The 16592-nt window shown below is 56.0% G+C and carries 16 protein-coding genes; 12 read left to right on the forward strand and 4 right to left on the reverse strand.

Features of this window, described 5'->3' with window-relative positions; genetic code table 11:
- Positions 1-13 precede the first annotated feature (13 nt).
- Together ACTRXA_RS07115 and ACTRXA_RS07120 are read right to left on the reverse strand one after the other, a co-directional pair.
- Positions 14-157: a hypothetical protein gene (locus ACTRXA_RS07115; RefSeq protein WP_442426513.1), complete on the reverse strand. Its 144-nt coding sequence runs from the start codon at positions 155-157 to the stop codon at positions 14-16.
- A 295-nt stretch (positions 158-452) separates the two neighbouring features.
- Positions 453-1385 carry a S66 peptidase family protein gene (locus ACTRXA_RS07120; protein ID WP_442426514.1) on the reverse strand — a complete coding sequence of 311 codons (933 nt, stop codon included), beginning with the start codon at positions 1383-1385 and terminating at the stop codon, positions 453-455.
- Between the two features lie 80 nt (positions 1386-1465).
- On the opposite strand from ACTRXA_RS07120, the gene ACTRXA_RS07125 reads away from it, so the two are divergent.
- From ACTRXA_RS07125 to ACTRXA_RS07170, 10 genes are all read left to right on the forward strand, one after another.
- Complete coding sequence (locus ACTRXA_RS07125; RefSeq protein WP_442426515.1) at positions 1466-2173, forward strand: cytidylyltransferase domain-containing protein; 708 nt, start codon at positions 1466-1468, stop codon at positions 2171-2173.
- A gap of 342 nt (positions 2174-2515) precedes the next feature.
- Complete coding sequence (locus tag ACTRXA_RS07130; protein ID WP_442426516.1) at positions 2516-3382, forward strand: flagellin N-terminal helical domain-containing protein; 867 nt, start codon at positions 2516-2518, stop codon at positions 3380-3382.
- 144 nt (positions 3383-3526) lie between these two features.
- Positions 3527-4378, forward strand: coding sequence for a flagellin N-terminal helical domain-containing protein (locus ACTRXA_RS07135; RefSeq protein WP_442426517.1), 852 nt, complete (start codon positions 3527-3529; stop codon positions 4376-4378).
- Positions 4379-4653: 275 nt separating this feature from the next.
- Complete coding sequence (locus ACTRXA_RS07140; protein ID WP_442426518.1) at positions 4654-5592, forward strand: ABC transporter ATP-binding protein; 939 nt, start codon at positions 4654-4656, stop codon at positions 5590-5592.
- Entirely contained in the window at positions 5589-6356 is a 768-nt protein-coding gene (locus ACTRXA_RS07145) for an ABC transporter permease (protein ID WP_442426519.1), read from the forward strand. Before ACTRXA_RS07140 ends, ACTRXA_RS07145 begins: the two co-directional genes overlap by 4 nt.
- Before the next feature lie 4 nt (positions 6357-6360).
- Positions 6361-7902 carry a GldG family protein gene (locus ACTRXA_RS07150; RefSeq protein ID WP_442426520.1) on the forward strand — a complete coding sequence of 514 codons (1542 nt, stop codon included), beginning with the start codon at positions 6361-6363 and terminating at the stop codon, positions 7900-7902.
- Positions 7899-9677, forward strand: coding sequence for a DUF4340 domain-containing protein (locus tag ACTRXA_RS07155; RefSeq protein ID WP_442426521.1), 1779 nt, complete (start codon positions 7899-7901; stop codon positions 9675-9677). The genes ACTRXA_RS07150 and ACTRXA_RS07155 overlap by 4 nt, the downstream gene beginning before the upstream one ends.
- Before the next feature lie 785 nt (positions 9678-10462).
- Positions 10463-10885 (forward strand): dUTP diphosphatase, encoded by a 423-nt coding sequence (gene dut, locus ACTRXA_RS07160; RefSeq protein ID WP_442426522.1) that lies wholly within the window; start codon positions 10463-10465, stop codon positions 10883-10885.
- Between the two features lie 30 nt (positions 10886-10915).
- Positions 10916-11446: a macro domain-containing protein gene (locus ACTRXA_RS07165; RefSeq protein WP_442426523.1), complete on the forward strand. Its 531-nt coding sequence runs from the start codon at positions 10916-10918 to the stop codon at positions 11444-11446.
- Between the two features lie 81 nt (positions 11447-11527).
- Positions 11528-12142: a NifU family protein gene (locus ACTRXA_RS07170; RefSeq protein ID WP_005008655.1), complete on the forward strand. Its 615-nt coding sequence runs from the start codon at positions 11528-11530 to the stop codon at positions 12140-12142.
- 1 nt (position 12143) lies between these two features.
- On the opposite strand, the gene ACTRXA_RS07175 is transcribed toward ACTRXA_RS07170, so the two are convergent.
- Both ACTRXA_RS07175 and ACTRXA_RS07180 read right to left on the reverse strand, forming a co-directional pair.
- The gene (locus ACTRXA_RS07175) at positions 12144-12722 is read right to left on the reverse strand and encodes a TIGR00730 family Rossman fold protein (protein WP_442426524.1); all 579 of its coding nucleotides are present in this window, start codon (positions 12720-12722) and stop codon (positions 12144-12146) included.
- A gap of 427 nt (positions 12723-13149) precedes the next feature.
- Complete coding sequence (locus tag ACTRXA_RS07180; protein ID WP_442426525.1) at positions 13150-14310, reverse strand: deoxyguanosinetriphosphate triphosphohydrolase; 1161 nt, start codon at positions 14308-14310, stop codon at positions 13150-13152.
- Positions 14311-14752: 442 nt separating this feature from the next.
- On the opposite strand from ACTRXA_RS07180, the gene ACTRXA_RS07185 reads away from it, so the two are divergent.
- Positions 14753-15829, forward strand: a complete 1077-nt coding sequence (locus tag ACTRXA_RS07185) for a hypothetical protein (RefSeq protein ID WP_442426526.1) — start codon at positions 14753-14755, stop codon at positions 15827-15829.
- 274 nt (positions 15830-16103) lie between these two features.
- Positions 16104-16559 (forward strand): RDD family protein, encoded by a 456-nt coding sequence (locus ACTRXA_RS07190; RefSeq protein WP_442426527.1) that lies wholly within the window; start codon positions 16104-16106, stop codon positions 16557-16559.
- Positions 16560-16592: the final 33 nt, after the last annotated feature.

Genomic DNA, 16592 nt, shown 5'->3' on the forward strand with positions numbered 1-16592 from the left:
AAGTGTTCGATTCTCAACCTGAAATTGAAAGGTACACGGTAACCGCAAACATGACCCCAAGAAGAGCGAGGAGAGCCTTGAAGATCAACGCCTCTGCAGGGTGGAAAGCAAACCATTCCTGCCAGTTGTTGCGAAGATTATTCCAGCTCCACTTCATAAGGGACCCGGAATCCTCAAATGACGGGGTCCTCCTGCGTCCTGAAAGCGCTCCGCCGCACACGGCACAGACCCCCGCCCCCTCCTCCACGAAATTTCCGCAATGAATGCATTCCACCGCCATGGATTGCCCCCCCTGTAATCGGCTTACCTTTTTTTATTTGAAAGGCTGGACATGAATTCGTCAAGTTCGGATTATCTAATTTTTGAAAAAATCTGAACCAGGGAAAAATAAGGGCATCGCAGGGTTTGGGTGAGGAAAAACGGGAAGGATTGTGGTTTCCGGTGAACACCGGTCAGCTCAGTGGGGTTCCCTTGATTTCCAGCAGGCGTGATTCGGCAGTCATTGCAGCCTCCACACCCCAGGGCAGGGTCCACATTTCGTTTCCATGGCCCACGGGACAGTTAGCAAGAATGGGAAACGAGGTGTCGCTCAGGGCGTCCAGAAACACGTCGTCCAGCCTGGCCCCTCCGTGGGCCCCGTTACTGCACTGAACCATCTCCCCCACAACCAGGCCCTTGATGTTTTTGAACTTCCCCGCGGTTTTCAATTGCCACAGCATGCCGTCAATCCGGTAGGCGGGTTCGTTGACATCCTCGATGACCAGCAGGTGGCCGTCGGTCTGGATTTCATACGGAGTGCGGAGAGACCGGCACAGGAGAGTGAGGCAACCCCCGGTGAGGCGTCCCCGTGCCTTGCCCGGCCGAAGGACCCGCGCGTGCGGTGCGGCCAGTTTTCCGGCACCGGGAGTGGCGGTGAGCGTTTTGCGGAACTGCGTTTTGGACAGGGTCATCGGCCGGCACCCGAAACTCCCGGACACCATCGGACCATGAAACCCGATCAGCGAGCATTTTTGCAGGAGATACAACAGCAACAGCGTGATGTCGCTGGACCCCACCACCACTTTCGGGTTCGCCTGGATAACCTTTGGCTTGAGCAACGGCAAAATGCGGTTGACCCCGTACCCTCCCCGCGCACAGAATATGCCTTTTATCTCGGGGTTCTCGAACATCGCCATCAGGTCCTGCGCGCGGTCCGCATCATTCCCGGCAAGGAACCCGTTGCGGGCGGCAATGTTTTCACCCAGGACCGGTTGAAACCCCATGCCCCGGATCACGCGCAATCCCTTTTCCAGTTGTTCGGGGTCCACCGGACCCGCCGGAGCAACGATGCCGACGGCATCCCCCTGCTTCAGTTTCTTCGGGCGCGTCAATCGGGATTTGGCCATTCAGTACTCCGGATGAGCGTTACGGGAATTAAAGTACGGTTGCGCCTTAATTAAGGAACCTTTATTTCGAGAACAGGAACATGACCCCTGCCGCCATCGTTTACGCCCCCAACAGGCCGGAGACCGATCCCGGCCATGCCCTCAATCCGCTGGAGGGAATACCCATGGTTCAGCATGTGCTTCAACGCCTGAGAAATTCCAGTCGCGTCGACCGCATCGTCCTGTTAGCTGATGAAGACGCGCCCACCGAACGTTTGGCACAGGTGGCGGAAGCTATGGGAGTGGGGTTCACCATGACCGCATCTCCATCCTCACCCCGTTCCTGGATCCAGGCGGCGGAAGAACTGGGTGCGGATCAGGTTGTTCCCGTCGGCGCCAACCTGCCATTGTTCGATGCCGAACTCCTCGATGCCCTCTTAAAAGAGCACCAGAAATCCCGGGCCGATTATACCACCACTTCCGATTACGTTCCTCCCGGCACCACCGCCCCGGTGATCCGGCTGGAGGTGTGTCGCACGTTATCGGAAACAAACAGGTCCATCGCCGACCCCGGGTCTCTTATGGCCGCTTTGGAGGATCCCGCCCACGGACTGCAGGCCGCCACCACCCGTGCCCCCTGGTACCTGCGCAACGTCAACGTTCGACTGGTCGTTGAAACGGCGAAAGACCATGAACTGCTGGGTATGTTGTACGGAAAATACTTGAACGATTCCGGTATCGTGGCGCTGGACGAGGTCATCTATTTCCTCAGCCAGAACCCGGGCATCGCCGGGTACAACCTGACCTGAGTCACAATTTCGCAAAGAGTCATTCAAGTTTTCAAGATAGTCTGCCGTTAAGTTGTATAAGGCATGTTGTTACCCATTCAAGATCTCCCTCCTGCCTTCATTTTCCTCCCCAACCAAAATCGCCGTCAAACCGTGCCCTGCGTGAATTCCGGCCAAAAATACATTTTGTTTATAAAGTAATGTCGGAATATCCCGATAGATTCAGTGAGCACGGATGAAGGTTCGACTGAACCTCATATCCAGAACAGATCCCATTCCATTTATGGGAATGTCACCGCAACAAGTAACGGGTTGGCACGGAAGCCGGTCCCGGGAAGACAAACGGTCAAGGAGGATTGAACAATGGCAATTCGGATTTTCAACAACATTCCGTCCCTGACGGCACAGCGTCTGCTGGGAGTCAACAACAACCGGCTGACGCAGTCCATCGAGCGGATCTCCTCGGGCCTGCGCATCAACCGCGGCGCCGACGACCCGGCGGGACTCGCCCTCTCGGAAAAACTGCGCGGCGACATCCGCGCGCTGACCCAGGCCCTGCGCAACGCCAACGACGGCGTTTCCATGATCAACGTTGCCGAGGCCGGACTGGGCGAAACCGCGGACATGCTGATTCGCATCAAGGAGCTGGCGGCACAGGCGGCCACGGGCACCCTGGGCGACAGCGAGCGCGCCACCCTGCAGATCGAGTTCGACCAGCTCCGCTCCGAAATCAACCGCATCTCAAGCGCCACCAACTTCAACGGGCAAAAACTGCTCGACGGTTCGATGAGCGCGGGCGGCGCCAATCCCATTGTCATTCAGATCGGCATCGACTCCTCATCCGACAGCCGTTTCGATTTGAACGCCGAAGTGGACCTGGACGCCATCAACACCTCAACCCTGGGAATCAGCGCTCTTTCAGGAACGGCTTTGTCCATCACGTCGGTGGCCAATGCTTTGACCACGCTGGAGGCGATCACCACCGCGATCGAAACCGTATCTACAGCGCGCGGCAAGATCGGAGCGGTGCAGAACCGGCTGGTGCGGACCATCAACAACCTGTCCGTCACCATCGAGAACGTGCAGGCCGCCGAGTCGCAGATCCGCGACGCGGACATCGCACAGGAAATCGCCAACCTGACGCGAAACCAGATCCTGGTAGAGGCCTCAACCGCTATGGTCGGTCAGGCAAACCTGATTCCGCAGTCGGTCCTGCAGCTGCTCCAGTAACCGCAGGGAAGGATTCTCCCTATTAAGGGATTAAAATCATCAATTATTCGCTGGAACGATTGGCGAATAAAACCATAACGGAGCCATTCACTCGAAGTTGCACGGATGCAACGGAAAGGCTCCCCTCGGTCAAGGAGGATCGAAATGGCAATTCGAATATTCAACAACATTCCGTCCCTGACGGCACAGCGTCTGCTGGGAGTCAACAACAGCCGGCTGGCGCAGTCCATCGAGCGAATCTCCTCGGGCCTGCGCATCAACCGCGGCGCCGACGACCCGGCAGGACTCGCCCTCTCGGAAAAACTGCGCGGCGACATCCGCGCGCTGACCCAGGCCCTGCGCAACGCCAACGACGGCGTTTCCATGATCAACGTTGCCGAGGCCGGACTGGGCGAAACCGCGGACATGCTGATCCGCATCAAGGAACTGGCGGCGCAGGCGGCCACGGGCACCCTGGGTGACAGCGAGCGCGCCACCCTGCAGATCGAGTTCGACCAGCTCCGCTCCGAAATCACCCGCATCTCTACCGCCACCAACTTCAACGGACAAAAACTGCTCGACGGGTCCATGGCCTCCGGCGTGGCAAGCCCGATCGTTATCCAGATCGGCATCGATTCCACATCGGACAGCCGCTTCAACTTGAATGAGGAAGTCGATCTCACGGCCATGAACACCAGCGTGCTGGGACTGGACGGCCTGAGCATCACCGCCGCAGCGGAGGCCCTGACTGTGCTGGAAGCGATCACCACCGCAATAGAAACCGTATCCACGGCACGCGGCAAAGTCGGCGCAGTGCAGAACCGGCTGGTGCGGACCATCAACAACCTGTCCATCTCCATTGAGAACGTGCAGGCCGCCGAGTCGCAGATCCGCGACGCGGACATCGCGCAGGAAATCGCCAACCTGACGCGAAACCAGATTCTGGTACAGGCATCCACCGCAATGGTCGGCCAGGCCAATCTCATTCCCCAGTCGATCCTGCAGTTGCTCCAGTAATTCCTTAAAATACGGCCCCGCTTTTGCGGGGCCACTTTGTTTCATGCTCCCGCTTTACGGGAGCATTTTTTTTACCCAGAAAATCCCTTTTCCCCTTCCGTCTTCATTCCTGCCTGTTGTTGCTCCCTTCCTGAAGATTAAAAATTTTTAATGGATTCCTGTGGGACCCTGTGATAATTTTTTTGAGTGACCCCTGCGGAGGGAAGTTATTGGAAAATAAAATTTAATTTCTTTACGCAAACCATCCCACCTGTTGGTACGTATCCGAGGATTTCATGATAGAGGTTGAAAATCTGGCCAAATCGTACGGTCCCCGGTCAGCCATTCACGGCCTCACATTTCAAGTCAACCAGGGAGAAGTGGTCGGTTTTCTGGGGCCCAACGGTGCCGGCAAAACCACCACGATGAATATTCTCTGCTGTATTCTTCCCGCCTCCAGCGGCACGGCGCGGGTGTGCGGTTTTGACATCTTCGAACAGTCCTACGAAATCCGCAAACGCATCGGTTACCTGCCGGAGACGCCTCCCCTGTACCAGGACATGGTGGTGTCGAAATACCTCGCGTTCGCCGCCGGCCTGCGCGGCGTTGCGAAAAAACAGATTGCCTCCGCGGTGAACCGGGTTCTGGGCCAATGCCATATTCGGGACGTTAAGGACCGCATCATCGGCCGCCTGTCGAAAGGCTACCAGCAACGCATCGGCCTGGCGCAGGCGATGATCCACGACCCGGAAATCCTCATCCTGGACGAACCGACCATCGGCCTCGATCCCATTCAGATCATCGAAATCCGCAAGCTCATTCAGGAACTGGGCAAGTCCCACACGATCCTTTTGAGCTCGCACATCCTTCCGGAGGTGACGCAGATCTGCCAGCGCGTCATCATCATCCACGAAGGCCGCATTGCAGCGATGGACACCCTCGATGGCCTGAACGCGTCGCTCCGCCACAGCAACCGGCTGGAGTTGAAGGTGCGGAAGGTCGACAGCGGAATTCCCTCCAAACTGGAAGCTCTGGACAAGGTCTCCGCCGTGCACCCCGATGGAGCCAACCGGTATTTCATCGACAGCGCATCGGACGAACCGGCGCAGGATGACGTGGCGCGGATGGTGCTGGAACAGGGATGGGGGCTTGAAGAATTGAAACCGGTGTCGATGACGCTTGAGGACATTTTCCTGAAACTGACCACGGAAGAAAAACTGGATACAGCATCATGAAGCAATCGCTGTGGATCGCTAAACGGGAACTGAACGCTTTTTTCCAGTCACCCATATTCTATGTGGTGACCACGGTGTTCCTCGCGTTGTACAGCTGGATGTTTTACAGCCTCCTTGCCCTGTTCGGGGCCCAGAGTTTCCAGGCACCGCAATTCCAGCAGATGGGCCAGATCCTCAACGTCAACCAGTTCGTCATCGAGCCGTCGCTGGCCAACATGTCGGTGATTCTGCTTTTCATCATTCCACTCATCACCATGCGCGCTTTTGCCGAAGAAAAAAAGAACAAAACCTTTCCCCTTCTGTTGTCCTCTCCCGTTCACATGCGCGAGATCATCGCGGGCAAATTCCTGGGATGCCTGTGCGTCGTGGCGGTGATGTTGCTGCTGTCCTCCTACTCGGTGATCTTCATTTTGTTTCTGGGCTCACCGGAGATCGGCCCGATCCTATCCGGCTACCTGGGCATCCTTTTGATGGCGGCGTGTTACATATCGCTCGGCATTTTCGCTTCATCGCTGACCGACAACCAGATCATCGCCGCGGTGATCAGCTTCGGTTTCATCCTGTTCATGTGGATCATCGGCTGGGCGGCGCAGTCGGCGGGCCCGGAACTGGGGGAACTGCTCAACTACATCTCACTGGTCAGCCACATGGAGTCGTTTCTGCAGGGTGTTATCGATTCCAGCGACGTGGCCTATTACCTGTCGTTCATCGCGTTCGGCCTGTTCCTGACATACCGGGTTGTGGAATCGCGGAGGTGGAGCTGAGGTTATGAAACGAACGACGCCTTATCTGGTATGGATCGGAATTACTTTCGGGTTCCTCGCACTTCTTCTCTACATCGTGATCCCGCAGTTTCCCGTATGGCCGATGACGTTTTTCATCCTGTCGGCGCTCAATCTCGCCACCTTCGCCATCCTGGACCGCAAAAACATCCGGCGGGCCATGAACACACGGCAGGCCATGTACGGCATGAACGCGGCGGTGTTGATCCTGGCGTTCACCGGAATCCTCATTTTCCTCAACATCCTCGCACACCGGCACAAGGCACGGGTGGACTTGACGGAGACGGGTTACTACACGCTGGCCCCGCAAACCGAAAAAGTTTTGTCCAGCCTCAACCGTCCCGTCAAGATCATGGCCTTCTACCAGGTGGACGATCCCGGAAAGAAAGAATTCGTGCAACTCATGGACGGATTCCAACAATTTTCGGATCAAATCGAAATCGAATACATCGACCCCATACAAAGCCCGACGCTTTCCAACCAATATGGCTTGAAGACCGACCGCACGGTGGTTCTGCAAAGCGGACCGCAACAGAATAAAATCGAAAACGTCACTGAAGAAAGTTTGCTGAACGGCATCCTGAGTGTCACCCGCGACGGGCAGAAAAAAGTTTATTTCATCGGCGGCCACGGCGAGAAAGACATTGAGGACCAGGATAAAGCAGGCTTCTCCAAAGTGCGCGAAGGGCTGGAGAAAAACAATTTCAAGGTGGCGAGTCTGTTCCTGCTTCAAACCGGATCCATTCCGGGGGACGCCGACCTCGTGGTCCTTCCCGGCCCTAAAAAGAAACTTCAGGAAAAAGAATTGCAGGCTCTGGATGCGTACCTCAAACGGGGCGGATCGGTGTTTCTTTTGCTCGATCCCCAATACGATGCGGGCCTCAAGGATTTCCTGGGCCGATGGGGCATTGCATTGAAAGACGATATCGTGGTCGATCCAAATTCACTGAACCTCGCCATCCCCATCGTAAAACGCTTCGTCAAGCACGCCATCACACAGGACTTCACCATGCCGGTCATCTTTCCCCTGGTGCGGTCCATCTCTCCCATCGAAACCGAGGGATTGACGGTGACGCAACTCGCTTTCGCCTCCGACAACAGCTGGAGCGAGGTGAAATATGAAGGCGGGAACGTGGAATACGATCCCGGTGAAGACCTGAAAGGCAATGTTCCGGTAGCCATGGTGGTGACCCAACCGGTGCTATCCGCCATGGAAAGCGAATCCGATTCCACCCCGCCGGAAAAGGACTCCTCCAGGGAATCCAGACTGGTGGTGGTGGGCGATTCGGATTTTGTCGCCAACACCACGTTCTCCACTTACGGAAACAGCGACTTTTTCCTGAATACGGCATCGTGGCTGATGGAGGAAGAGGAACTCATCTCCATCCGGCCGCATGAAAGAAAGTACAGTCCCCTGACCCTCACCCGTCCGCAACGGAACCTCGTGCTGGTAACGGGAATGGTGGTTCTGCCTATGCTGACCGCGGTGCTGGGGGTTCGCATCTGGTGGAAACGTCGTTCGCTATGAAGTTCCGTGGCACACTCATCTGGGTCGCCGTCTTCGCCGCCCTCGCGGCTTACGTTGGACTGGTCGAACTGCCTTCGGGTAAAAAGGAGCAGGAAGAAAAGGCCCGCAGCGAAAAACTCCTGTTGTTCGAGGAAAGCGACGTCGAAAAACTGACCCTGCAACGCGGTGATGCCGTCACCCGGATCCGGCGCCTGGACCAAAACGCCTGGCAGATTGAAGAACCGGTCCAGGCCAAAGCCAGTCGGAGCGCCATCGACCAACTGCTCTACGAGCTGGAAACCGCACGGCACAGCCGCATCGTCGAGGACAACCCCACCAACCTCGCACCCTTTGGGCTGGACACACCCCCTCTCGTCGCCACGGTTTTTTTGAAAAGCGGAGAGAAATTATCCCTTCAACTTGGCCACGCCAGCCCCATCGGGCATGCGCACTATGTGAAAGTGGGAGGAACCAGCACGGTGTACCTGTCCGGACTGGATGCCCGCGTCATCGACAAGTCCGCCAACGACCTGCGTGACCGCAGCCTGTTCGAGTTCCAGACCGCAGACGTACAGGGCTACACCCTGCACTACCAGCAGGAAACGCAAACGGTCACGAAAGAAAATGATGCCTGGCGGCTTTCGGGAAAGGTCAACGGGCTCGCGGACTCCGACGAAGTCTTGAATTTCCTGAGTTCCGTGCAGTCGGCGGACACCGTGGAGTTCATCGACGAGGAGCCGGACGCACTGGACATTTACGGTCTGGAATCGCCACGCATCGTGTTCACCGTGCTGCTGGGGGGAAAAGAAGAACGGACTCTCACCCTGCGCGTGGGCAACGAACATAAAAAAGGCCAGCACTACGCACAGTTGAGTGAAACCGGTAACGTGTTCACCGTCGGCCAGCCCCTGGTCACCACCCTTTCACGCAATGCGGTCACCTTCCTCGATAAAAAACTGCTGACCTTCGAGGAAAAGGAAATCGCCTCCATCACCCTGAAGAACCATGGAGAAACGGTCATCCTGCAACGTCAGGATGGAAAAAAGGACGGAGGGGGAAGCGCGTGGGTGTTGATTCAACCGGAAAATGAAGCGGTGAATCCCGCCGCCATCAACAGCCTTCTGTTCGACCTGAAAGACGTGCGGGTGAAGGAGTTTGTCGAGGCCAGCCGCCTCGACCTGTTCGGCCTGGAAAATCCGGCGCAGGTCCTGACGGTGCAGGCGGAGGGCGGGCAAACCGTTTCGATCCGCCTCGGCAACTCCAACATGCAAAAGAATCTCTATTTTGCTCAACGAACTTCTGACAACGCCGTGTTCGCTTTGAATGCGGAGGATGTGGGAAAAATTTTCCGCAGCCTGCACGACCTGCGCGACCGCAAACTGTTTTCCATCGATGCCGAAAAGGTCGGGCGCATCGTCCTCGAGTATCCGGACCGGACGTTTGAACTGGTCCGAAACGGTGAGAAGTGGTCCCTCACACAGCCGGAGAAAATCGAGTCCGTTCCCAATCACATTGGCCGGGGGATTGTGTGGACTCTCAACAACCTCGAATACGAATCCACAAATACGCCTGAGAAGGCAAGTAGTAAAATGGGATGGGAATCCCCTTCTCTTCGGGTCACAGTGGAATCCGCCGAAGAAAAACCGCTGGCCCGCCTGACCGTCGGCGCCCCGCTGACCGGGGAAAACAGGCTTTACGCGCGGGTGGAGGGGACCCCCGGCTGGTACACCATCAAAAGCCGGTTTCTGGAGGAGATCCCTGGAAACATGGATCGCTTCCGGGGCAAAACACCCTGACCCACCCCCTACCCCAACAAGGGGGCCTTAAAACGGTTTCGGCCTGATCTCATGCCCTTACCGGCTGGCTATATCCTTCTTCCCAATCCGCCGCACCAACCACTTTATATGGAAAATTGTCTAATTTTGGACCCAATATCTGGTGGTAAAAACTCTCAAGGATATTGTATCCAGAAATTTAATGAGCACTAACTATATGAAATACAACGAGTTATAAAATAGACCCTTACTTTCCAGATAAATCTCTTGACTGCCTACAATATATAGTGGTATCCTCCGGAACCAATACAAGATAAAGGATGTTGTACACGCGGAAACTGGGTTGCATCAAGACAAACCGGAACCACGGTTCGGTATGAAAAAACACAGTTTTAAAGACCAAGACGCGAGTCACCCAATTCCCTGCCCTGATAGGCGGGTTACTTTAAAGGCGTTTTCCAATTATCCAGTGGATTCCGGCTTGCCCGGAATTCGCGAAAAGGCCCTTCCCACTTCCTCAAATGTATTGAGCGCCGGCCGGAATCTCATGAGTATTCATTCGGTTACGAAGCCCTATCCAAACGGCGTCGATTGGAATCGTTTTTTGGGATTCGGGTCCTTCGGGATTCAGAATCCAAAAGTAACCCGCCACCACCTCGCTTTTTCACCCCACCGGCACGTTGGCCCTGATTTGGGTTCCAATTCGGATTTGCGGGTTTTGCCAAGGACAGACAAAACACCTCTGTTATGCTGACTTCGGGTTGCCGTGCCGGTGGGGTTTTTATATTCGCTCCAGGGAGGACACGATGACAGACTTGGCGGCCACTTGCCGGGTTCAGGGCGAGCCTTTGCCCGTTTACACCCACCCGGGGGACGCCGGGGCGGATTTGTTCGCGGCGGCGGATGATGTCATTCCCGCGCGCAGCCGGAAGCTGATAGGCACCGGCATTCGCATTGCCCTGCCCGCCGGGCACGCCGGATTGATCTGGCCCCGGAGCGGGCTGGCTGTCAAAAAAGGAATCGACTGCGGCGCCGGGGTCATCGACTCCCAGTACCGCGGCGAGGTTCGGGTCCTCCTGTTCAATCATTCCGACGAGGATGTGGCCGTAAAAAAAGGCGACCGCATCGCTCAACTTCTGGTACAAAAGGTGGAACGGGTGGATTTTGTCCCGGTTGAAGAATTGGATGAGACGGCCCGTGGGGCCAACGGTTTTGGTTCCAGCGGCTGATTTCCGGCCCTGATTTTCTGTTTGGTTGGTATGAAGCTCAAAATCAATCAATCTGAAATCGAACTGCAAAAAGGCGACATCACCGAAAGCGAAACCGACGCCATCGTCAATGCCGCCAACTCCAGCCTGACTCTCGGTGCGGGCGTGGCCGGAGCCATCCGGACCAAAGGGGGTCCGCTCATTCACGAGGAGTGCAAACTCATCGGCCATTGCCCGGTGGGAGAGGCGGTCATCACCTCCGGCGGCAACCTGAAGGCCGACTATGTGATCCATGCCGTCGGCCCCCGATACGGCGAGGGGGAGGAAGACGAGAAACTGCGCAACGCCACGTTGAGCAGTTTACGCCTGGCCGATGACCACCTGCTCACCTCGATCTCTTTTCCCGCCATCAGCACCGGTGTGTTCGGCTTTCCCATCGAGGATTGTGCCAGAATAATGCTTTCCGCCGTGGAAGGCTACCTGTCCGGCAAAACCGGTTTGCACCGGGTGCGGTTTGTGCTGTTTGACGCCAAGAGCCTTGAAATCTTTGAAAAACAACTTTCTTTGATGACAGAGGGCTGATTTTTTAGGAAAGTTCATGATTTCCCCGTATAATGGGGCGATTTGATCCTCACACCTTTTCTTTCACTGGGGAGACCGGCCATGAAATCTGGATTTAAAGTCATGACCTTTCACCACACACCCAATCCGGAGGCGGCGCAGTTCATCATGAGCGGCGACGTCATCGCCCGGGGCACACGCACCTTCAGCTCACCCGATAGTGCGCGGGGTGACGCCCTGGCCGAAGCGTTGTTCAACATCTACGGTGTGGAAAACGTGTTCATCAAGGAAAACTTCGTCACCATCACCAAATCCCCTGTGGTGGGGTGGACCACCCTGATGGAACCGGTGCAGAACACGCTGGAAAAGAACATGACCTTCTATGAGACCAGCGACGAGGATCAGAAACCCGAATCCGCCGCCAAAAATATTTTGGAAGAAGTGGAAGTCGAGGATTTTCCGAACCTGCCCGACAAGAAAAAGAAGGAAGTCATCGACGCCTTGCTCGACCACGCGATCCGCCCCGCCCTGGCGAACGATGGCGGTGGCATCACCCTGCTGGACGTCAAAGGCAAGGTAGTCCATGTGCACTACCAGGGCGCATGCGGCAGTTGCCCCAGTTCCACCACAGGCACGCTTCAGTACATCGAGAACTTTCTGCAGAACACGCTGAGCCAGGACCTCAAGGTGGAAGCCGACAACGCCTCCCTCGTCTGATTCAAAACCACTTGCTGGGCAATTCCGGCGGCGAAAACGACTCCAGATACGACATCGCCTGTTCCGGTGTTTGAACCAGTTCAAGCATCTCCATCGTCTCCTTCTTGGCGAAGTTCAACTCCACCATTTTTTGGAAATGATCGAATAAGCCATCGTAAAACCCGCCGGTATTGATGAACACCAGCGGCTTGTGGGTGAGCCCCAACTGCACCATGGAAAAAATTTCCATGGCCTCCTCCAGGGTGCCCACACCCCCCGGCAGCACCACAAACGCATCGGCCCGTTCGTCCATCGTCGCTTTGCGTTCACGCATGTCGCGGGTGACGATCAACTCGTCCGCCTCGTCGTACTTGATTCCTTTTTTCATGAAGAACTTCGGGAGAACACCCACTACCTTGCCGCCTTCCTTGTGAACGCCGCGCGCGACCGCACCCATGAGACCGATGGACGCACCCCCGTAGATCAACTCCACCCCGGCATGTCCCATACGCCGGCCCAGGTCGTCCGCCGCGTCCAGGTAAACCGGATCCACGCGGGTGCTCGATGCGCAGAACACACAAATCGACCGGATCGCGTTCATCGTGGCAAACCGCCTTTCCAGGTACCGGCCCAATGCCGCTCCGTGGGCAATGCACTCGGGCCTTCTGAGTCGGAAAGCAGCCCGCCTTTCGGCAGGCCAACAAAATAAAAATCATTACCCTTGATTATCAAGGATTTAGGTGTCTTGACAGATTTTAGCCTCCTGCCCATATTTAATCGCATAAAGGTAATTACCTGGTTGGAGCCAAGGGGCCCAACCCAAACCCCCTCCAAGGAGGAGTGGACCATGGAATGGATTGAAATCGGTGAGAGCGGAAGGTTTCTGATCGCCGGCGTGGCAATTCTGGCTGCGATCGCGTTCATGTACCTGTTTGGGAAAAACCTCGAATAAACATTGCGGCGATTTCCAAAGATACGGGCAAAGGGTCATCCCTGAGGGATGGCCCTTTCTGCTTTCGGAACCCGATTCAAATCAGGGTACCCAATCCCTCATCGGGACTGTACAGCTTTTTGTATTCGTCGATGGAAGACCGGTCGGTCATTCCGGAAATGCTGTCACAGATTCTCCGCTCCATCGAATCCTTCGCCCCCTCTTTGTGTGCCGGTTCCGGCAGCAGTTCGGGATAGCGCGAAAACGCCTCAAACAGTTTTGTCAGATACAACTCCGCCTTGAACTCCATGCGCCGCACCTTGCGGTGGTGGTACATGTTTTTGAAAAGGAACCGTTTCAACTCCAGATTCTTCTCGTTGCACTCCTTGCTGAAACCGGCCACCCGTGCCGTACACGACCGCACATCATCCACCGTCTCGATCCCATACTTGCGCACGTTCCTAAGTGTGGTCTTGCGGAAATCGGTCACCAGGTCGTTGATGATGGCGCGAACGATCTGGTATTTCTTCAATTCCAGGTCAAGGTTGGCGTATCGCTGGTCCAACACTTTTTCATTTTCCTTCCACAGTGCCACACTACCAAGTTCGCCGGGGTCCAGCAGGTTGGAAGTGATGCCGTCGTCCAGATCGTGCGCGTTGTAAGCGATGCCGTCCGAGAAATCCGCCACCTGACCCTCCAGCGTCGGGTACTTGAACTGCTTGTTCTTGAGGATCGGGTTGTCCCCGTCGCGGCTGTGTTTGCTGATGCCCTCCTGCACCTCCCACGTCAGGTTCAGCCCTTCAAAATCCGGATAGCGCTTTTCCAGGACAGTGACGATGCGCAGGCTCTGCCGGTTGTGTTCGAAACCGCCATGGTCCTTCATCAACTGGTTGAGCACGCGCTGGCCCGTATGGCCGAACGGAGGGTGCCCCAGGTCGTGGGCCAGCGCGATGGCCTCGGCCAGGTCCTCGTTCAGGCGAAGCGACTTGCAGATGGAGCGCGTGATCTGTGCCACTTCCAAAGAGTGGGTGAGCCGTGTGCGGTAGTAGTCGCCTTCATGATAGACGAACACCTGCGTCTTGTACTCGAGCTTGCGGAACGCAGAGGAATGGATCACCCGGTCGCGGTCGCGCTGAAAGCGCGTGCGGTAGGCGTGTTCCTTCTCCCGGATGCGGCGGCCCAGGCTGGCACCGCTTTTCACCGCATAGGGAGCGAGATACTGTTCTTCCAGTTTTTCAATGTCCTGTCGTTTGAGCACGGTGGCCTTCCAAAAAATAAAACGGCGGCCTCTCTTCCGTCTTTGCAACGAAACCGGCCGCGTTGGCATTGTAACGGATTCATTCGCTTTTGCAATTCACACCCCCCACACGCTACAAGAAGAATTACCATCCAGAATTCTGCTGGCAGGTCAAAGACACCCTTGAATCCAATGACAGCCAATTTAATTAGTCTTCCCACCGCTTGCAGCAGTAAAACCAGGCTCCCACCTCCCACCAAAAATGCGCATTATCTCCGTCCAGCCAACCGGCCCGGGAACCAGGGCACAACCGGGCAAATCCCCCAAAACCGCCCACCCTCCTGTAATGTATTATTTTTCTTGACGTTATTCTTTTATTGGCTATAATAATTTCATGCATTGTCCAGATTGTGGGTACACATACTTCACCAAATCGAAGCGCTGTCCCAGTTGCGGAACCAATGTGCGGCAGACCAAGACGCACCTGGAACTGGCCCAGGAGAAAATGTTCGCCATTTTCGAGGGCGAGGGGTACGCCCCGGCCGAAGTCGGTTCCGCTGACACATATGACGACTACGGCGCTGCCGATCTGGGTGAAGACGAATCCATGTACACCGAGGGCGAAGAGGCCATGGCCGTCTCTGCCGACGGTGTGTTCACGGATATCGGTCCGGACGATTTTGAACTGGATTTGTCCGAAGCCATTGAAGCCGGTTATGCAGGAGAAGGAACCGGCTTCGGAGAAGTCGCCGCTGCCGGCATGGCAGGTGCGGGTATGGCCGGAGCGGCCGACTACGCCACCGACTCCATCGAGCCCGGCGCATACGAACCCCCTCCCATGGAAGACTTCGACACGGCAACCGAACCAGATGTGAACTTCGACCTCGATGATCCGGAAGGATTCGACGATTCGGAAATCGAGGGCGTGGGCTTTGGACTGGATGAAGAGAGCGATGCCGGAGTCGATTTGGACACGGACGATCTCGATCTCGGTGAAACGGACGATCTGGATTTGGGTGACGACGATTCGGACACCGATACAGAATTGGACCTGGACCTGGGCGACGATTTGGAGGCAGACACCGGGTTGGATCTCGACTTGGGGGACGACTCGGATACGGACACTGACCTGGACCTGGATCTCGACTTGGGGGCTGACTCGGATACGGACACCGACCTGGACCTGGATCTCGGCGGGGACGAGCCGGATGTCCAGCTGGATCTGGGTGACGACGAACCGGATGTTCAACTGGATCTGGGAGAGGACACGGACTCGGACACCGGGCTGGACCTCGACCTCAGCGATGAACCCCAGGTGGAAGGCCTGGATGACGATGCCGATACCGCCACGTTCGATGCAGACGACGACAGCGGCATCGGGCTGGACCTCGATTTGGATGATGTTTCCTCTGAACCGATGGTCGATCTGGACGACGACTCCGAATCCACCTCCCCTTCGGATTCCGATCTGGGCCTGGACGATCTCGACCTCGATGGCTTGGAGCTCGATCTGGATACTGACCCCGACGACGACAAGTAACCCTTTCCCTGCTTCATTCCCTTCACAGCATCCCTTCAGGTTAAGCTCCAACTATCTGGAATGGTTCCCCAAACGACCAACCTCCTCTTTTCTTTCCGTTTGTCCGCATTGCCCTAAAAAAATTGGATTTTCAGCCCGTTTTCCATTATAAATTGTGATACAAATCAATTTGTGGGAAGCACCCGCTCTACCCGGGAGCCGGGTGGAGACTGGCAGGCTGTTTTCCAGACCCATACCGCGTTTTCCCTCTTTGCCATATCCTTTGATATCCTCCATGAAGCCAGCCGGTTTCCGCCGGCGTTACATCGCATTACTGCTGGATATCACCGTTTTGGAAATTCTAGGTTTATTGCTGAGCCGGACCTTTCTCAATCAGGCTGGAATGGATATGGGGTCGATGCTCATAAAAGTGGCAATGGGCCGGGTCCACGAGGGGAACACGTTACCGCTGCTGGTCGTCGGTGGTTTCCTGCAAATGATTTTGGTTTGTGCCTACTTCGTGGTGTTTACCGGCGTTTCCGGTCAAACCCCCGGAAAAAAGTTGATGAAGATACAGGTCCGGATGGAAAACGGGCAGCCCACAAGCCTGCGGGCGGCGGCAATCCGTTCCATTCCCGGCTACCTGCTGTCCACCGTCACTTTGGGGCTTGGATTTCTGCTGGCCCTGACGGACCCGCGTCAACAGGCTCTGCATGACAAGATTGCGGAAACGCGGGTCTTTATTGTTTGATGAAACCCTAACTGCAACGGATATCGATAACAG

This window comes from Nitrospina sp. P1_D6, from assembly GCF_052156615.1.
Taxonomy (GTDB): Bacteria; Nitrospinota; Nitrospinia; order Nitrospinales; family Nitrospinaceae; genus Nitrospina.

Excerpts from the sequence above, each read along its gene's own strand:
- ACTRXA_RS07130 (WP_442426516.1), top strand. The coding sequence starts at position 2,516 with ATGGCAATTCGGATTTTCAACAACATTCCGTCCCTGACGGCACAGCGT.
- ACTRXA_RS07115 (WP_442426513.1), bottom strand. The coding sequence starts at position 157 with ATGAAGTGGAGCTGGAATAATCTTCGCAACAACTGGCAGGAATGGTTT.
- dut (WP_442426522.1), top strand. The coding sequence starts at position 10,463 with ATGACAGACTTGGCGGCCACTTGCCGGGTTCAGGGCGAGCCTTTGCCC.
- ACTRXA_RS07135 (WP_442426517.1), top strand. The coding sequence starts at position 3,527 with ATGGCAATTCGAATATTCAACAACATTCCGTCCCTGACGGCACAGCGT.
- ACTRXA_RS07190 (WP_442426527.1), top strand. The coding sequence starts at position 16,104 with ATGAAGCCAGCCGGTTTCCGCCGGCGTTACATCGCATTACTGCTGGAT.
- ACTRXA_RS07165 (WP_442426523.1), top strand. The coding sequence starts at position 10,916 with ATGAAGCTCAAAATCAATCAATCTGAAATCGAACTGCAAAAAGGCGAC.
- ACTRXA_RS07170 (WP_005008655.1), top strand. The coding sequence starts at position 11,528 with ATGAAATCTGGATTTAAAGTCATGACCTTTCACCACACACCCAATCCG.
- ACTRXA_RS07140 (WP_442426518.1), top strand. The coding sequence starts at position 4,654 with ATGATAGAGGTTGAAAATCTGGCCAAATCGTACGGTCCCCGGTCAGCC.
- ACTRXA_RS07150 (WP_442426520.1), top strand. The coding sequence starts at position 6,361 with ATGAAACGAACGACGCCTTATCTGGTATGGATCGGAATTACTTTCGGG.
- ACTRXA_RS07120 (WP_442426514.1), bottom strand. The coding sequence starts at position 1,385 with ATGGCCAAATCCCGATTGACGCGCCCGAAGAAACTGAAGCAGGGGGAT.
- ACTRXA_RS07125 (WP_442426515.1), top strand. The coding sequence starts at position 1,466 with ATGACCCCTGCCGCCATCGTTTACGCCCCCAACAGGCCGGAGACCGAT.
- ACTRXA_RS07155 (WP_442426521.1), top strand. The coding sequence starts at position 7,899 with ATGAAGTTCCGTGGCACACTCATCTGGGTCGCCGTCTTCGCCGCCCTC.
- ACTRXA_RS07145 (WP_442426519.1), top strand. The coding sequence starts at position 5,589 with ATGAAGCAATCGCTGTGGATCGCTAAACGGGAACTGAACGCTTTTTTC.
- ACTRXA_RS07175 (WP_442426524.1), bottom strand. The coding sequence starts at position 12,722 with ATGAACGCGATCCGGTCGATTTGTGTGTTCTGCGCATCGAGCACCCGC.